At 46.4% G+C, this 15,426-nt stretch carries 14 protein-coding genes and 1 pseudogene; 12 read left to right on the plus strand and 3 right to left on the minus strand.

Translation table 11 applies throughout. The annotated features are described in order from the left end of the window. Nucleotides 1-19 precede the first annotated feature (19 nt). The 11 genes from AB5150_RS10485 to AB5150_RS10535 all read left to right on the plus strand — a co-directional run bounded on the left by AB5150_RS10485 (nucleotide 20) and on the right by AB5150_RS10535 (nucleotide 12,998). The gene (locus AB5150_RS10485) at nucleotides 20-1,996 is read left to right on the plus strand and encodes a DUF4118 domain-containing protein (RefSeq protein WP_015534218.1); all 1,977 of its coding nucleotides are present in this window, start codon (nucleotides 20-22) and stop codon (nucleotides 1,994-1,996) included. Next, entirely contained in the window at nucleotides 1,989-2,690 is a 702-nt protein-coding gene (locus tag AB5150_RS10490) for a response regulator (protein ID WP_015534217.1), read from the plus strand. The genes AB5150_RS10485 and AB5150_RS10490 overlap by 8 nt, the downstream gene beginning before the upstream one ends. 323 nt (nucleotides 2,691-3,013) lie before the next feature. Next, nucleotides 3,014-3,955 carry an EamA family transporter gene (locus AB5150_RS10495; protein ID WP_055147804.1) on the plus strand — a complete coding sequence of 314 codons (942 nt, stop codon included), beginning with the start codon at nucleotides 3,014-3,016 and terminating at the stop codon, nucleotides 3,953-3,955. Nucleotides 3,956-4,115: 160 nt separating this feature from the next. Next, on the plus strand, nucleotides 4,116-4,790 hold the full coding sequence (locus tag AB5150_RS10500; RefSeq protein WP_055147801.1) for a zinc dependent phospholipase C family protein: 675 nt from the start codon (nucleotides 4,116-4,118) through the stop codon (nucleotides 4,788-4,790). A 296-nt stretch (nucleotides 4,791-5,086) separates the two neighbouring features. Beyond that, complete coding sequence (locus tag AB5150_RS10505; RefSeq protein WP_022058952.1) at nucleotides 5,087-6,331, plus strand: ammonium transporter; 1,245 nt, start codon at nucleotides 5,087-5,089, stop codon at nucleotides 6,329-6,331. A gap of 32 nt (nucleotides 6,332-6,363) precedes the next feature. After that, nucleotides 6,364-6,711 carry a P-II family nitrogen regulator gene (locus AB5150_RS10510; protein ID WP_004850656.1) on the plus strand — a complete coding sequence of 116 codons (348 nt, stop codon included), beginning with the start codon at nucleotides 6,364-6,366 and terminating at the stop codon, nucleotides 6,709-6,711. A gap of 327 nt (nucleotides 6,712-7,038) precedes the next feature. Beyond that, nucleotides 7,039-9,705 carry a cation-translocating P-type ATPase gene (locus AB5150_RS10515; RefSeq protein WP_055147798.1) on the plus strand — a complete coding sequence of 889 codons (2,667 nt, stop codon included), beginning with the start codon at nucleotides 7,039-7,041 and terminating at the stop codon, nucleotides 9,703-9,705. A gap of 2 nt (nucleotides 9,706-9,707) precedes the next feature. Further along, nucleotides 9,708-10,769: an inorganic phosphate transporter gene (locus tag AB5150_RS10520; protein WP_015534212.1), complete on the plus strand. Its 1,062-nt coding sequence runs from the start codon at nucleotides 9,708-9,710 to the stop codon at nucleotides 10,767-10,769. 240 nt (nucleotides 10,770-11,009) lie between these two features. After that, nucleotides 11,010-11,630, plus strand: coding sequence for a DUF47 domain-containing protein (locus AB5150_RS10525; protein ID WP_015534211.1), 621 nt, complete (start codon nucleotides 11,010-11,012; stop codon nucleotides 11,628-11,630). Between the two features lie 314 nt (nucleotides 11,631-11,944). Next, complete coding sequence (locus AB5150_RS10530; protein ID WP_022216747.1) at nucleotides 11,945-12,313, plus strand: CidA/LrgA family protein; 369 nt, start codon at nucleotides 11,945-11,947, stop codon at nucleotides 12,311-12,313. After that, nucleotides 12,306-12,998: an LrgB family protein gene (locus AB5150_RS10535; RefSeq protein ID WP_368291842.1), complete on the plus strand. Its 693-nt coding sequence runs from the start codon at nucleotides 12,306-12,308 to the stop codon at nucleotides 12,996-12,998. The genes AB5150_RS10530 and AB5150_RS10535 overlap by 8 nt, the downstream gene beginning before the upstream one ends. Here AB5150_RS10535 and AB5150_RS10540 read toward each other — a convergent pair. After that, complete coding sequence (locus AB5150_RS10540; protein ID WP_368291858.1) at nucleotides 12,991-13,530, minus strand: helix-turn-helix domain-containing protein; 540 nt, start codon at nucleotides 13,528-13,530, stop codon at nucleotides 12,991-12,993. The genes AB5150_RS10535 and AB5150_RS10540 overlap by 8 nt on opposite strands. Before the next feature lie 39 nt (nucleotides 13,531-13,569). After that, a pseudogene (locus tag AB5150_RS10545) lies at nucleotides 13,570-13,956 on the minus strand (PucR family transcriptional regulator ligand-binding domain-containing protein); the annotation flags it as partial. Here AB5150_RS10545 and AB5150_RS10550 point away from each other — a divergent pair. Continuing rightward, nucleotides 13,853-14,587 (plus strand): iron-containing alcohol dehydrogenase, encoded by a 735-nt coding sequence (locus tag AB5150_RS10550; protein WP_368291843.1) that lies wholly within the window; start codon nucleotides 13,853-13,855, stop codon nucleotides 14,585-14,587. The pseudogene AB5150_RS10545 and the gene AB5150_RS10550 overlap by 104 nt on opposite strands. Before the next feature lie 60 nt (nucleotides 14,588-14,647). Here the strand turns inward: AB5150_RS10550 and AB5150_RS10555 are convergent, their stop codons facing one another. Next, a complete protein-coding gene (locus AB5150_RS10555; protein WP_118649377.1) occupies nucleotides 14,648-15,166 on the minus strand; it encodes a type III toxin-antitoxin system ToxN/AbiQ family toxin in 519 nt (172 codons plus the stop codon). Between the last annotated feature and the right edge of the window lie 260 nt (nucleotides 15,167-15,426).

The following is a 15,426-nucleotide window of genomic DNA, read 5'->3' on the forward strand; positions in this document are numbered from 1 at the left end:
AAAAATGGCGGTGAAACCGATGAAAGTACAAAACGAACAGTCAAAATTCGATACAGACGAGCATATCCTTGTCTGCCTATCCTCTTCTCCGTCCAATGCAAGGATCATACACACCGCCGCAAAGATGGCTAAGACCCTTCATGCAAGATTTACCGCCATCTATGTGCAGACGGATACGGTCATAAATGATGAGGATCAGTCCCGACTTTCGCAGAACATACAGCTCGCGCAAAGGCTCGGCGCCGAGATCGTTATGACGCACGGCGAGGATGTACCGCTGCAGATCTCGGAATATGTCAGGCTTTCCGATGTCACAAAAATTGTGATCGGGCAAAGCAGTGCCAGACGCAGATGGCTGTTCGGAAGACCGACTCTCACTGAAAAGCTGATCTCCTCCGCCCCCGATGTTGACATTCATATTATTCCCGATGCACTGAACTACACAAAGCCGCACAGACGCCGTCTGTTCTTAGGTGCAGAGATACCGTCGCTGCGGGATATTGCCGTGACCGTCCTGGCGCTTGCCGTATGTACGGCGATCGGGTTTCTGTTCGACCATCTCGACTTTCCCGATACCAATATCGTTACGGTATACATCCTAGGTGTGCTGATGATCTCCGTTTTGACCAAAGGATACCTTTGCAGTATGGCAGGCTCACTTCTAAGTGTTGTATTGTTCGGATTTTTCCTTACCGAACCCAGGTTGTCCTTTCAGACATATGCCGTAGGCTATCCCGTTACCTTTGCAGTCATGCTGGCGTCTTCCGTTCTCACCGGCACGCTTGCCTCGAAGCTGAAAGATCATGCAAGGCTCTCGGCACGCTCCGCGTTCCGTGTGCAGGTGCTGTTCGACACTGATCGTCTGCTGCAAAAAGCAAAAAGCAACGATGATGTTTTAAGCGTGACCTGTATGCAGCTCTCGCGGCTGCTTGACCGAAGCATTGTTGCCTATACGAAAGGCGAAAACGGAATGTTGTCCGGGCGGCTGTATGCCGAAAAAAAGGATACACACGCTGAAAAGCTGCTAAGCGATGCAGAGCGGCAGACCGCAGAATGGGTGCTTCAAAACGGTTGCCGTGCAGGAGCAGCGACAGCACAGTTTGGAAAATCCGAATGTCTTTATCTTGCGATCCGGGCAGGCGGCAGAGTATACGGTGTAATCGGGATACCGATGAAACCCGAAAAGCCCGATTCATTTGAGAGCAGCATCGTACTTTCGGTTGTGAACGAATGTGCGCTGGCAATGGATAATGCTCACAACGCCGCCGAAAAGGAACGGGCGGCAGATCTTGCAAAAAGCGAGCAGCTACGCGCCGACCTTTTGCGGTCGATCTCACACGATCTGCGCACGCCGCTTTGCTCCGTTTCGGGTAATGCGGACACGCTTTTGCATAACGGAAACTGCCTGGACGAAGCAACCAAGCAGCAGATCTATAAAGATATTTATGACGATTCCGAATGGCTGATCGGCGTGGTGGAAAATCTGCTGTATGTTACACGGCTGAATGACGGACGCCTGAAGCTGGAGCTTACCGACCAGCTTGTAGACGAAGTGGTCAACGAAGCCGTTTCGCACTTGAAGAAAAAATCCGTCGGACACAAGGTGACGGTAAGGTGCGACGATTTGATCCTTGCCCGTATGGACGCACAGCTTATCGTGCAGGTCATTGTCAACCTTATTGATAATGCTTTGAAATATACCGAACAAGGCTCCGAGATCTGCGTAAGTGCCGAAAAACAGGGCGGGGATGCCGTAATCCGAGTCGCCGATAACGGAAACGGAATTGCAGACGATATGAAACCGCATATTTTTGAGATGTTTTACACCGGGAAAAATACCGTTGCAGACAGCCGCAGAAGCTTCGGGATCGGGCTTACCCTGTGTAAATCTATCGTAGAGCTGCACGGCGGAACGCTGACGCTTACGGATAACGTACCGCACGGCTGCATATTTACCTTTACTTTACCGCTCAGCGAGGTGACTCTGAATGAATAAACCCCTTGTTCTCGTTGTGGAGGACGACCGTCCCGTCCGCAATCTGATCGTAACAACATTAAAGGCGCACGATTACCGCTACCTGACCGCGGAGAACGGACACAGCGCTATTATAGAAGCGACCTCCCATAACCCGGATATCGTTCTGCTGGATCTGGGGTTGCCGGATATCGACGGCACACAGGTGATCGAAAGCATCCGCTCATGGTCAAATATGCCCATTATTGTGATCAGTGCGCGCAGCGAGGATAAAGACAAAATCACGGCGCTGGATGCCGGGGCGGACGACTATCTGACAAAGCCCTTTTCCATAGAGGAGCTTTTGGCACGCCTTCGGGTCACGCAAAGACGGCTGCTGCTGCTTCAGGCAAGCGGCGACGCCGACTCACCCGTTTTCCAAAACGGCAAGCTTAAAATTGATTATGCTGCCGGCTGTGCTTATCTAAATGGGGAGGAATTGCACCTGACCCCGATTGAATACAAGCTTTTGTGTCTGCTCTCTCATAATGTCGGAAAGGTGCTGACGCACACCTATATCACGCAGCAGATTTGGGGCAGCAGCTGGGAAAAAGATATTGCTTCTCTGCGGGTGTTTATGGCGACCCTGCGCAAAAAGCTGGAGTCGCAAAAGGACAGTCCGCAATACATTCAGACGCATATCGGCGTCGGTTACCGTATGCTACGGGTAGACTGAGAAAAGCGAGAAAACAAGGATTTGAACTTATATGCAATAGAAAAGTGCTTGGCTTTGCTTTGGGGAGTATAAAACACAGCCTGTGCCAATTTGCCGTCCGAAACCGGGCGGCTTTGCTGTTTTTACGGAAATATACTGCTCACTATTCCAGACTGACGGACGCCGCCATTGTAGAATAAATCACTTTGCAGTAACTGTTACGCCCGCAACCTTAATCAAAGATCAAAATTTTTTCTAATCATTTTCCTGTTAGCTATAAAGATGATACAAAATGATAAATGTAAGTGTGTCTTACGGTCACATATAAATGGGAGGCGCGTAAAATGTGGATATTATTTGCTGCTGGTTCTTCGTTCTTTGCGGGAATCACGGCGATACTTGCAAAATGCGGTATAAGAAAGACGGATTCTGATGTGGCGACGGCCATAAGGACAGTTGTGGTTCTGCTGTTTGCTTGGCTGATGGTTCTTGTCACAGGAGCCTGGACTGCAGACACATATATCAGCGGCAAGACTTTGCTTTTTCTGGTCCTCTCCGGCCTTGCAACCGGCGCATCCTGGCTGTGTTATTTCAGGGCGCTGCAGAAAGGGGATATCAACAAGGTCGTTCCCATAGACAAATCAAGCACCGTGCTCACGATTCTGCTTGCCCTTATATTCCTACATGAGGGGATCACCTGGGTTAAGGGTATCTCAATAGTTATGATAGGTGTGGGCACTATGCTTATGATCACCAAAAAGAAAACTGCAGATGATCAGGAGCTGTCAGGGAAAGATGTCGAACATATGTCAACAGACGGTGGCAGTGTGGCACAGAAACAGCGGGGAATGGGACTTTTGCATGGCAGCTGGCTGTTGTACGCCGTGCTCTCAGCTGTTTTTGCCAGTCTGACAGCGATACTCGGCAAGGTAGGGATATCGGATATCAACTCAAATCTGGGCACGGCGATCAGGACAACGGTGGTTCTTGTCATGGCTTGGCTTATGGTGTTTGTGTCAGGAAAACAGCATGAGATAAATGGCATAGAGATGAAGGAGCTGCTGTTTATTGCGCTCTCCGGAATAGCCACGGGAGCATCCTGGCTGTGTTATTACAGGGCACTTCAGGACGGACCGGCAAGCGTGGTAGTACCGATAGACAAGCTGAGCATGCTCATCACCATTGCATTTTCAGGAATCGTGTTCCATGAAAAGCTGACCAAGAAAGCGGCTGTTGGCGTGGTATGCATCACTGCTGGAACTCTCTTAATTGCCATGAATTTCTGAATATTTTACGGTCTATTTAGAAAGTATTTATAGTTTCTTCCTGTGGATTTTATATCTATCGTTTACACTATATACAACGAAAAAGGTATAGAGGATACATTTGTACATGAGAAGCTTATCAAGCTGTGCTTGATGGCAGAACAGGCAGGAGGCGTTAAATATGAGAACAGCAGACCACATGAATCTGAGCAGATATATTATGGATCATATGGATGCCGGCGCATCTAAGCTGAAGAAGGCGGCGTTCATATTTGGCAGCATAGAGCCGGATATCAATATGTTGACTTATTTCAGGGGCAGCATCCATGGCGAGGAGAAGCTTAGAGGACACAACTATGAAAATGTCCAAAAGTATATGGAAAAACTTACAAAGAAACTTGAAAAAGGCGGAATGGGAACTATAAGACAGAGCTTTCTTCTCGGAAAGCTTGTTCACTACGTGGCAGATTCATTCACATATCCGCACAACAGTATATTTCCTGGGAATCTTAGAGAACACTGCCAGTACGAGACAGAGCTGCATGACTATGTGAATAAGACGATATCTTCAGTAGGTGTCAATATGGAAAGCATAGATGATGGGCGAGACATAGTGGAATATCTCAGAGAAATGCATGACAGGTATGTCAGTGAGGCTCTGGGATGCGAGAATGATTACAGACATATCACACATGCAATATCCGTGGTTACAGAGCGGTTCTGGCAGACAGAGAGTGTGTCAGTGCCATCCATGCGGGATGTTGTAATTGCATATAAGGAACATATCCCGGTTACGGCAAATGCAAGTATGGCAGCAGCTGGCAAGACTGGAATGGAGTCTACAGGGGTGGCGTAGAAATAGCAGCCGTAAAAAATCTGATATGTCTAAATTGAGTGCACGATAAAGATTTAGTTAAGAAACTTCACAAAAACAACATAATAGCTTGCGAAAAACAATTTAAAATTACCCCTTGCATTATTTTCTGAAGTCTGCTATTATAAATCACGACAAAGGCGTCAAATGAATCGAAAAGATTCGTTTGGCGCCTTTTTTGTTTCGACAATGGAGACGGAGGGGACAGGTACCTCCGTCCCCATGGGAGAATGAGATATCGCGTTCCCCAGATGAGTATAATTAAGGAGGAAGAAACTATGAATACGGGAGATACTGGTTTTATTATGATCTGTGCGGCTCTGGTGTTCTTCATGACACCCGGACTTGCATTCTTCTACGGAGGCCTCGTCAGGAGGAAAAATGTTGTAAATACCATCATGGCATGTACGGCCATCATGGGACTTTCAGTTGTCATGTGGGTGTTGTTCGGTTACTCACTCTCATTTGGCACTAATCACGGAGGTGTTATAGGAGATCTCAAGTGGTTTGCACTTAACGGGATAAAGATGGATGAGGCTGGTCCTTATGCGGACAATATACCTCATCTTGTATACGTTGCATTTCAGATGATGTTCGCCATGATCACACCGGCGCTTATCACCGGTTCACTGGTCGGACGTGTGAAGTTCAAGGCGTTGTTCTTCTTCATCATGCTCTGGTCGATCATCGTTTATTATCCGATGGCTCACATGGTATGGGGCCAGGGTGGTTTCCTCGGAGAGATCGGTTCAGTTGATTTCGCGGGAGGAAATGTAGTACATATAAGTTCAGGTGTGAGCGCTCTTGTATTCTCTATCATCCTTGGAAGAAGAAAGGGATATGAGAACACAGCATACAGAGTTCACAACATTCCATTTGTAGCACTCGGTGCATTCATCCTTTGGTTTGGATGGTTCGGTTTCAATGCCGGAAGTGCCCTCGGCGCAAATGGTCTTGCAGCACATGCATTCATGACAACGGCAATTGCCAGTGCCAGCGCAATGCTCTCATGGATGATAATAGATGTGATAAAGGATGGAAAGCCTACCCTGGTCGGTGCATCGACAGGTCTTGTTGTCGGTCTTGTGGCTATAACACCTGGCGCTGGATTTGTGCCGATCTGGTCATCATTCATCATCGGTGCGCTTGTCAGCCCGATCTGCTGCTTTACAATATCATTCCTTAAGGGTAAGCTGAAGATAGACGATGCACTTGATGCATTTGGATGTCATGGTATCGGCGGTATCTGGGGAGGTATCGCAACAGGTTTATTTGCAAAGAGCTCGATCAACAGTGTAGCTCGTTGGGATGGTCTGGTATTCGGAGATGTACATTTGTTCCTGATGCAGCTTGTTGGCATTGTGGTTACGATCGTAGTTGCCGTAGTCGGAACACTTATCTGTCTTGGAATTGTGAGACTTTTCACACCGCTCCGTGTAACAGACAGAGAAGAAAAGGTAGGTCTGGATATCTCAGAGCACGGCGAGAGTGCATATCCAACATTCAATGGACTTGATTCGTAGGACAGCAAAGATATAGGAAGGAGAGATCTATTATGATGATAAAGGTTGAGGCTATCGTGCGCGAGGAGGTCTTTGAGGACGTCAAGGAAGCGTTGAATGCCATAGATGTAAATGGAATTACAGTATCTCAGGTTATGGGATGCGGAGCACAGAGAGGATATAAGAAGCTTGTCCGTGGTACGGAGGTAGATGTGGTGATGCAGCCGAAGATCAAGTTTGAGATAGTTGTGTCATCTGAGGAATGGGAGAAGAAGACCATCGAGGCTATCCAGAAGGCGGCATATACAGGCGAGGTTGGAGACGGCAAGATATTCAGCTACGAGATCCGTACTGCAACTAAGATCCGTACAAAGGAGAGCGGATATGATGCGTTGAATTAAAAGTTTATAAATTCTTTACCAAATACTAGCCGGGAATCCTTTGACAATCAAAGGGTTCCCGTGTTATTATGTCGGAAATATCAGGGAGTAGTTCACATCGGTTATAAGATGTTGTGCGATCTCGTCATCACGTTTTCTGGCTGGGACATACCTGTGCAGGGAACCGGGACGCACGCTTTCGGAGTATATATAGTAGCGTATATAGAACTTGAAAGGAACGAGACTTTTATTGTGTGTTTATCATGCAATGAAGGTCTCGTTCCTTTTTCTTTGCATGACACACACAACCTGTTTACAGAGATTAAGAAGAAAAGGAGTCTGGTGTGTATGACAGAGAAAAATTTTTGGAACTGTTCCGGTGATGAATTACTAAAAGAATTCAAGACAGACAGCCGCGGACTGTCGACGGAGCGGGCAGAGGAGATCCGCAGTGAAAAGGGAGAAAATGTTCTCCAGGAAGGCAAGAGAAAGAGCACATTACAGGTGTTCCTCAGCCAGTTTTGTGACCTGCTGGTGATCATACTGATCATAGCAGCGGTCATTTCTATGTTTTCTGACAATATCGAGAGTACCATAGTAATCTTGGCGGTACTCGTCATGAATGCTGTGCTTGGAACGGTGCAGCATGTGAAAGCCGAGCGTTCGCTTGACAGTTTGAAACAGCTTTCATCCCCAAATGCAAAAGTTATGAGAGATGGTGTGAAGCAGGAGCTTCCGTCCCGCGAGATAGTTCCGGGTGATATCGTGCTGCTCGAGGCGGGCGATATGATAGTTGCCGATGGAAGGATACTCAGGAACTTCTCACTCCAGGTAAATGAGAGTTCACTCACCGGAGAATCTACAAATGTGGAAAAGAATGATGCAATAATAGAAGGTTCCGTGCCTCTTGCAGACAGGACAAATATGGTGTATTCAGGAAGTCTTGTTACATACGGACGAGCAGAGGTGCTTGTGACCGGAACAGGAATGGATACGGAGCTCGGTAAGATCGCAGGACTTATGAATGCGGCAAAGGAGAGAAAGACTCCGCTTCAGGAGAGTCTTGACAAGTTCAGTGCAAGGCTTGCGGCATTCATCATGATCGTGTGCGCGCTGGTATTTGTCCTCTGTATATACAGGAAGATGGCGGTGCTTGATTCCATGATGTTCGCAGTCGCCCTTGCAGTTGCAGCTATACCTGAGGCTCTTGGTTCGATAGTTACCATCGTGCAGGCATTTGGCACCCAGAAGATGGCGAAGGAGAATGCGATCATCAAGAACCTCAAGGCGGTTGAAAGCCTTGGATGTGTGTCAGTCATCTGCTCAGACAAGACCGGAACACTTACACAGAACAAGATGACCGTGCAGGAGATATATCTGGATGGAAAACTTTACAAGCCGGAGGAGCTTGATTCCCATAACCAGCTCCACAGATATCTGCTATATGATGCGGTTCTCACCAATGATTCCAGCATAGTGGATGGAAAAGGAATAGGAGATCCGACGGAATATGCATTGCTTGAGATGTTCCGTCAGGTCCACATGATGCCAGGCATGGAGACGGATGGTACAGGTATCTCTGTTCCTGCGGAGACTGTAAAATGGAGTCTGAAGGAGGATGTACTCAGGGACTGCATGGACAGAATGGAGGAGGTTCCGTTCGACTCGGACAGAAAGCTTATGAGTACAAAGTATCTGCTTCATGGGGTTCCGACCATACTCACCAAGGGTGCTGTGGATGTGCTGCTTGACAGATGCGTGAGCGTGAGATATAGCGATGGCGTAAAGCCTATGACAGATGAAGAAAAAGCGAAGATCAAGGCTCAGAACAAGGCATTCTCAGAGAATGGCCTCCGTGTACTGTCATTTGCATATAAGGAAAGTGACGAGGTACTGGGTGTTGATACAGAGTATGGATTTACATTTCTTGGACTTGTGTCCATGGTGGATCCACCACGTCCGGAGTCTATGGCAGCGGTTGCCGATGCAAGGCGTGCGGGCATAAAGCCGGTCATGATAACTGGAGACCACAAGATCACAGCGGTTGCCATAGCGAAGCAGATCGGAATATACGAAGATGGGGACATGGCACTCACGGGAGAGGAGCTTGACGCTCTGTCTGATGAGGAGCTTGCACGTGACATAACAAAGATATCTGTATATGCCAGGGTGTCACCGGAGAATAAGATAAGGATAGTCGATGCATGGCAGAAGAACGGCAATATAGTAGCCATGACAGGCGATGGTGTCAATGATGCCCCTGCACTCAAGAAGGCAGACATAGGTGTTGCCATGGGAATAACCGGCACGGAGGTGTCCAAGGACGCGGCGGCCATGATCCTCTCAGATGACAACTTTGCAACCATCATCAAGGCTGTGTCAAATGGACGAAATGTATACAGGAACATAAAGAATGCGATACTGTTCCTGCTGTCAGGAAACACAGCTGGAATACTGGCGGTGCTTTACACCTCGATAGCCGCCCTGCCTGTTCCGTTTGCACCGGTACATCTGTTGTTCATCAACCTACTCACAGATTCTCTTCCTGCGCTCGCGATAGGAATGGAGCCGGCTGACCCATCGCTGCTATCAGAAAAACCGAGGGATCCTAAGAAGGGAATCCTGACATCTGACTTTATGGCAAAGATGCTCTCGGAGGGCCTTCTCATCGCTGTAGCGACCATGACAGCATTCCATCTTGGACTGCCGGTAAGTCCGGCAAAAGCCACTACCATGGCATTTGCAACACTGACACTTGCCAGACTGTTCCATGGTTTTAACTGCAGAAGTGAGGAGTCGATGTTTAAGCTTGGATTTAGATCAAATAAATACAGCGTATATGCATTTTTAGCCGGAGTGGCATTTCTGGCTGCGGTCCTGTTCATACCGGGACTTCACAGTCTGTTCAGCGTGGTAAGTCTTGGAGCAGCGGATGTGCTGAAGATAGCGGGACTTGCATTTGCACCAACTGCGATAATACAGATCATTAAGGCCATACAGGATAATAGGAGATAGACATGCTGGAGAATATTACATTTTCATATTTTGCAGAGCAGGTTGTGAGCCATCCGGCGCTTTTGATCGCCGTCCTGCTGACACTTGGAGTAATTCTGGTAAATGGATGGACGGATGCACCAAATGCCATAGCGACGTGTGTGTCTACCAGATGTATAGATGTGGATAAGGCGATAATTATGGCGGCTGCCTGCAATTTCCTTGGGGTGCTTATCATGTCGCTTGTCAATTCAAAGGTAGCCATGACTATCAAGAACATGGTGAATTTCGGCGGTGACACAGACTCAGCTATGATCGCTCTGTGTGCGGCAATGACGGCGATCGTAATATGGGCAATCGGTGCATGGGCATTTGGCATACCAACAAGTGAGAGCCATGCACTGATAGCCGGACTTACGGGCGCAGCCATAGCACTTCAGGGAGGACTGGACGGTGTAAATCCTTCAGAGTGGATAAAAGTAATATATGGTCTTGTGCTGTCAACCGTTCTCGGATTCGCAGTCGGATTTGTGGTGTGCAAGCTGCTCGCGGTTATCTGTTACCGCTTTGACAGAAGAAAGACAAATGCTTTCTTCTCAAAAGCACAGGTGGCCGGCTCGGCGGCGGTGGCATTCATGCACGGAGCCCAGGACGGTCAGAAGTTCCTGGGAGTTCTCCTGCTTGGGCTGTTTCTCGTAAATGGACAGAGCAGTGCAGAAAATGTAATGATACCAATATGGATGATGATACTTTGCTCGGTTGTCATGGGACTTGGAACATCAATTGGAGGAAAGAAGATCATCAAGTCTGTTGGAATGGATATGGTAAAGCTTGAGAAATACCAGGGATTTGCGGCTGATCTGTCGGCGGCACTCTGTATCCTGCTCTCGACGGTATGTGGAATCCCGGTCAGCACCACCCATGTGAAGACGACAGCCATCATGGGCGTGGGTGCTGAGAAGAGGGCATCTGCGATTAACCTCAAGGTGGTGCGTGATATGGTGCTCGCCTGGGTGCTCACATTCCCTGGCTGCGGTGTCATAGGATATGGCATGGCAAAGCTGCTGATCGTGTGGCTGGGGTAGTTTGTAGGTGGTTGAAAATGCAGGCTGAGAAGTGCAAGTGATATTTTGACATACCAATCAGGGGTCGTTCCCACTTAACTTAGCCTGCAGCGGTACTAAGGTGCCGCTTGAGGCTCCACCTAAGGACCGGCGGCTGCGTATTCCCCTGATTTGGTAATGCAAAAATCACTTACACGATTGCAGCGTACGAGTTTTTCAACCACCTACAAACACAGAGTTTTTATTATAAGGAGAAAAACTATGAAGAAGAAAAAGGACGAGTTTTATTTTAAAAATCTGAATACATGTGTGGAGATCTCGTATCAGGCTGCGGAGTTTCTGAAGAACGTAGTCGTGGATTTTTCGGTGGACACCATCAAGGAAAATCTTGATCGTATGCATGAGCTTGAGCAGAAGGCCGATGGCAAGAAACATAAGATGATGACTGTGCTCAGTCAGGCGTTCATAACACCGATTGAACGGGAGGATCTGGTTGCCCTGTCTAACTATCTGGATGATATTACCGATGCTGTTGAGGATGTGTTCCTACAGATTTATATGTGCAATGTGGATACTATCAGAGAGGATGTACCCCAGATGGTAGAACTGCTCCTCGAGTGCATCAAGGCACTGCAGGATGTGATCGGAGAATTGAAGAGATTCAAAAGTTCAAAGACCATTGGGCAGAGCATAATCAGGGTAAATGATCTTGAGGAGCAGGGAGACAGATTGTATGTGGAGAATATGCACAGACTGTACGGTGAGAGTGACCTTAGGACTGTGGTCGTGTGGAAAAACATATATGCCTGCATAGAGAACTGTATGGATGTGTGCGAGCATGCGGCGGATATTGTGAACACAGTGATCATGAAAAATTCATAGGATGAGATTCCTGCAAAAAATAATAGTCAATAGAAATATTTACGAAATATTTTCAGATTGAATTAAAAAATTTGTTATATTTATCAAAAATTAGAAAAAGCAGAATATTCTATTGAATAAAATCAGAGTGAGAATATAATAATCAAAGGGTTAAAGGGTGGTTTGAATATACAGAGTAATTATATCTGTGTATCGAACCTCCTTTTTTGTGAAAAAGGCCCGACATGCGGAGGCTGTATACAGGCATGTATACCAAAGTTATGAATCGTTGCTCCATATGTGCATGATAAATATATAGAAGGAAGACAAAAAAGATGAAATATTTGAAGCAGTTTCTTATAATCCTCGCCATATCCTTTATCGGTGAGATACTTAAGTACATAGTTCCACTACCGATTCCGGCGAGTATATATGGTATGGTTATCATGTTTATCTGCCTACAGACCAAGATCCTCAAGCTGGACGATGTGAAGAGTGTGGGCAAGTTTCTCATAGAGATCATGCCGGTCATGTTCATACCAGCTGGTGTGGGCCTTATGTCGTCGTGGGGAACGCTTAAGCCTGTGCTTGTGCCAGTCAGCGTCATAACGGTGGTCGTCATCATCACGGTCATGCTTGCTTCAGGCTGGGTATCACAGCTTATAATAAGGAGAGACAAGAAGAAGGAGACTGAAAATGAGTGATATGTTTGAATCGTCCATATTTGCAGGGGTGACTATAAGCCTTCTGGCATATATGTTTGGAAGTGTACTTAAAAAGAAACTTAAGATAGCTATACTTAACCCACTGCTGGTGTCCATCATAGTGACTATAGTGGTGCTGGTTGTGGCTGATGTGGATTACGATGTGTACAATGAAGGCGCAAAGTATCTGAGCTGGTTCCTCACACCGGCTACAGTGTGTCTTGCAATCCCACTCTATGAGCAGTGGGAGCTTTTAAAGCACAATTATAAGGCTGTGCTCGGCGGTATATTTGCCGGAGTTATAACGAGTCTGACTACAGTCCTTGTGTTGTGCAAGGTCATGGGACTTTCCCATAAAGATTATGTGACACTTCTTCCGAAGTCCATAACCACAGCTATCGGAATGGGTGTTTCGGAAGAACTTGGCGGATATGTGACCATCACGGTTGCAGTCATAGTTGTGACCGGAGTGATCGGCAATATAATCGGAGAGATCGTATTCAGGATATTCCGTATCAAAGAACCTATATCAAAGGGACTTGCCCTGGGATCATCAGCCCATGCCATCGGAACTGCCAAGGCGATGGAGATCGGCGAGGTTGAAGGAGCCATGAGCAGTCTGTCGATTGCAGTTACGGGAATACTTACGGTTATACTTGCATCGGTGTATGCACATTTTATGTAATAGATATAATTGGAGAGAGATATACTTTTCGTATCTCTCTGAGCTTATATGCAGCCATGAGCTGGAATCTGACCTCCGCATTGGAGAGATCATATTCCAGCTCTTCTTTTATTATCCGGAGCCTGTAATTTATCGTATTCCTGTGGCAGAACATTTTCTCAGAGATGTGCTGGACACTGCCGCTGCACTTAAGATATTCGTACAGAGTGTCCGTCAGAGCTGAGTGATGGGTTTTGTCGTACTCTATGACACCACCGAGCTGCTCTGCGATGTCACTGCATTTGTCTGCGATGGATCCGGAGGAAGGGCATCTCAGGATAACTGTCGGATTGCCATCATATACAAATGCATGGAAGACAAGATCTGTATTGTTGCAGACCTTCTGCAGGATATACATGAACTCATCTGTTGCTTCTGTATCGATGGACAGAACGTTGTAGCAGCCATTGTTGAATCCGGAGCCTTTTATTGTGTCAGTCTGCTCGTCGGTCAGGGAATTCCCCATGAGGATATTCTGGAATGCTGCGGTCATGTTGCCATCATCCCTGGAGTCTTCAAATATCCTGTTGTAGTAGTCGTGGGTGATATCGAATATCCTTGTGTCCCATGGCATGGTAAAAAGAGGAAATGAATAGCGGTGGCACAGTCTGACGATCTCATCGGTTATGTCCTCCTCAAATATATATCTGCCGGTATTCAGAATGAGTCCGCAGGTTCCCCTCCGTTCAAGAATGTGGATGTGGATATATCCTCTGATATGTATACCCAGCTTACGATGTTCTCCATTCCCTTTCCGCCGGATATCAGGTTGAGGTTGTATTTTCGCTTGGGTCAGCGATACGGTACTTCCGCTTGTGCTTATTCCTACAACCTGCGGAACAGGTTCAGAGGGAAATGGATTTGCGGTTCTCACCAATCCGGAAAATGGCGACAAGAAGTCACTCAGATGCAATGCCATCGTGGCAAAGGTATCCATCGTGGATCCGGACTGCATGAAGACCATGCCAAAGCATGTGCTTGCAGCAGTTGGATTTGATGCACTGTGTCACTGCATGGAGGCATACACATCAAAGATCTCGCAGCCATTTACAGATGCGCTTGCACTATATGCGATTGATCTTATTGCCCACAATCTTGTGGATGTATATAAGGGCAGAGGAACCCAGGAGAGCTGGGAGAAGATAACACTGGCCAGCACCATAGGCGGTATGGTCATCAACACAGCCGGAGTTACACTGGCTCACGGAATGGAGCATCCGGCCAGCGGACTTAAGGATATAGTTCACGGCAAGGGACTCGCAGCTCTGACACCGGTTATCATCGAGGCATCCTACAAGGGAGATCACTTCAAGTTCGCGAAGATCGCCAGAATATTTGGAGGTATCACGGCGGATGATCTGGCACCGAAGATCAGAACTCTTCTGAAGAATCTTGATCTTGATGTCAAGCTTTCAGACCTCGGCATAGAGGAGAAGGATATTCCTTGGATGGCTGAGAACTGTATGAAGGTTTCGGCAGCCAGCATAGCTAACAACCCTGTGGTATTCACACAGGAGGAGATCGCTGAGATATATAAGAAGGCAATGTAAATTGTAATATAAAGGATAGCAAACCGCTGCAGCCGGATGGGTTTCCGACTGTGGCGGTTTTTATTGTGAATTATAGTGCTTGCATATCTTTTCTAATTCTGCGAAGTTTAAGCAATCATGCCTTCGTTTAAAATATTCGCCGGACATGTATTTGTTGTAAAGAACGTTGGCTTTGTTGACTATTTTGTCGTAATTTTCATTACACCATTGGAGCTCCTGCCTGTAGAGTTGCTTTCTTTTGGCAATTTCAGAGGTATCGTGCTTTCTTATTTTGGTATCTATTCTTGATAATTGGGATGTTTCAACTGGAATCATTCTGCTGAAATTGAGAGCGGCGATGATTTTGCTATTTATAATAATTCGAGAAAAATCAATCCTATCAGACATGTTTTCGTGTTTTGGTTTGAAGGATGTTAATGGTATACAATATTTTTGACCATTACAAGTGACTATAATTCCGATATATGGTCGAGTATGTTTAGCTAGTTGTGGACTTGAGTTGTATATTCTGTCATCTTTGGCGTGTAGATTGCGGATATATTTCATATCTATCCAATATAATTTTAATTCGTGTTTCAATATGCCTCCTTATAAAATGTAAAAGGACTATGCGTACATAGTCCTTTTTATAGTTCACCTGAAAGGTGACGCTATTCTGCTGAATGTCCACTTATATAATTGGTAGGACTCTCCATATGACTATAGAATAGCATAGAACCAGCATTTGTCAAGTTGTGTAAGTATAATAATTTGTTATGGTAAAAAATGCAATAACAGCCAAGGATATTTAACAGAATGTTTATAAAAGAATACATATTGTAAAATAAAGAATTTGTGTT

The organism is Coprococcus sp. RTP21281st1_F1_RTP21281_210402 (assembly GCF_040915325.1).
Lineage (GTDB): Bacteria > Bacillota > Clostridia > Lachnospirales > Lachnospiraceae > Coprococcus > Coprococcus aceti.

Excerpts from the sequence above, each read along its gene's own strand:
- AB5150_RS10530 (WP_022216747.1), top strand. The coding sequence starts at position 11,945 with ATGAAATATTTGAAGCAGTTTCTTATAATCCTCGCCATATCCTTTATC.
- AB5150_RS10510 (WP_004850656.1), top strand. The coding sequence starts at position 6,364 with ATGATGATAAAGGTTGAGGCTATCGTGCGCGAGGAGGTCTTTGAGGAC.
- AB5150_RS10490 (WP_015534217.1), top strand. The coding sequence starts at position 1,989 with ATGAATAAACCCCTTGTTCTCGTTGTGGAGGACGACCGTCCCGTCCGC.
- AB5150_RS10535 (WP_368291842.1), top strand. The coding sequence starts at position 12,306 with ATGAGTGATATGTTTGAATCGTCCATATTTGCAGGGGTGACTATAAGC.
- AB5150_RS10495 (WP_055147804.1), top strand. The coding sequence starts at position 3,014 with ATGTGGATATTATTTGCTGCTGGTTCTTCGTTCTTTGCGGGAATCACG.
- AB5150_RS10500 (WP_055147801.1), top strand. The coding sequence starts at position 4,116 with ATGAGAACAGCAGACCACATGAATCTGAGCAGATATATTATGGATCAT.
- AB5150_RS10525 (WP_015534211.1), top strand. The coding sequence starts at position 11,010 with ATGAAGAAGAAAAAGGACGAGTTTTATTTTAAAAATCTGAATACATGT.
- AB5150_RS10515 (WP_055147798.1), top strand. The coding sequence starts at position 7,039 with ATGACAGAGAAAAATTTTTGGAACTGTTCCGGTGATGAATTACTAAAA.
- AB5150_RS10540 (WP_368291858.1), bottom strand. The coding sequence starts at position 13,530 with ATGACCGCAGCATTCCAGAATATCCTCATGGGGAATTCCCTGACCGAC.
- AB5150_RS10520 (WP_015534212.1), top strand. The coding sequence starts at position 9,708 with ATGCTGGAGAATATTACATTTTCATATTTTGCAGAGCAGGTTGTGAGC.
- AB5150_RS10485 (WP_015534218.1), top strand. The coding sequence starts at position 20 with ATGAAAGTACAAAACGAACAGTCAAAATTCGATACAGACGAGCATATC.
- AB5150_RS10505 (WP_022058952.1), top strand. The coding sequence starts at position 5,087 with ATGAATACGGGAGATACTGGTTTTATTATGATCTGTGCGGCTCTGGTG.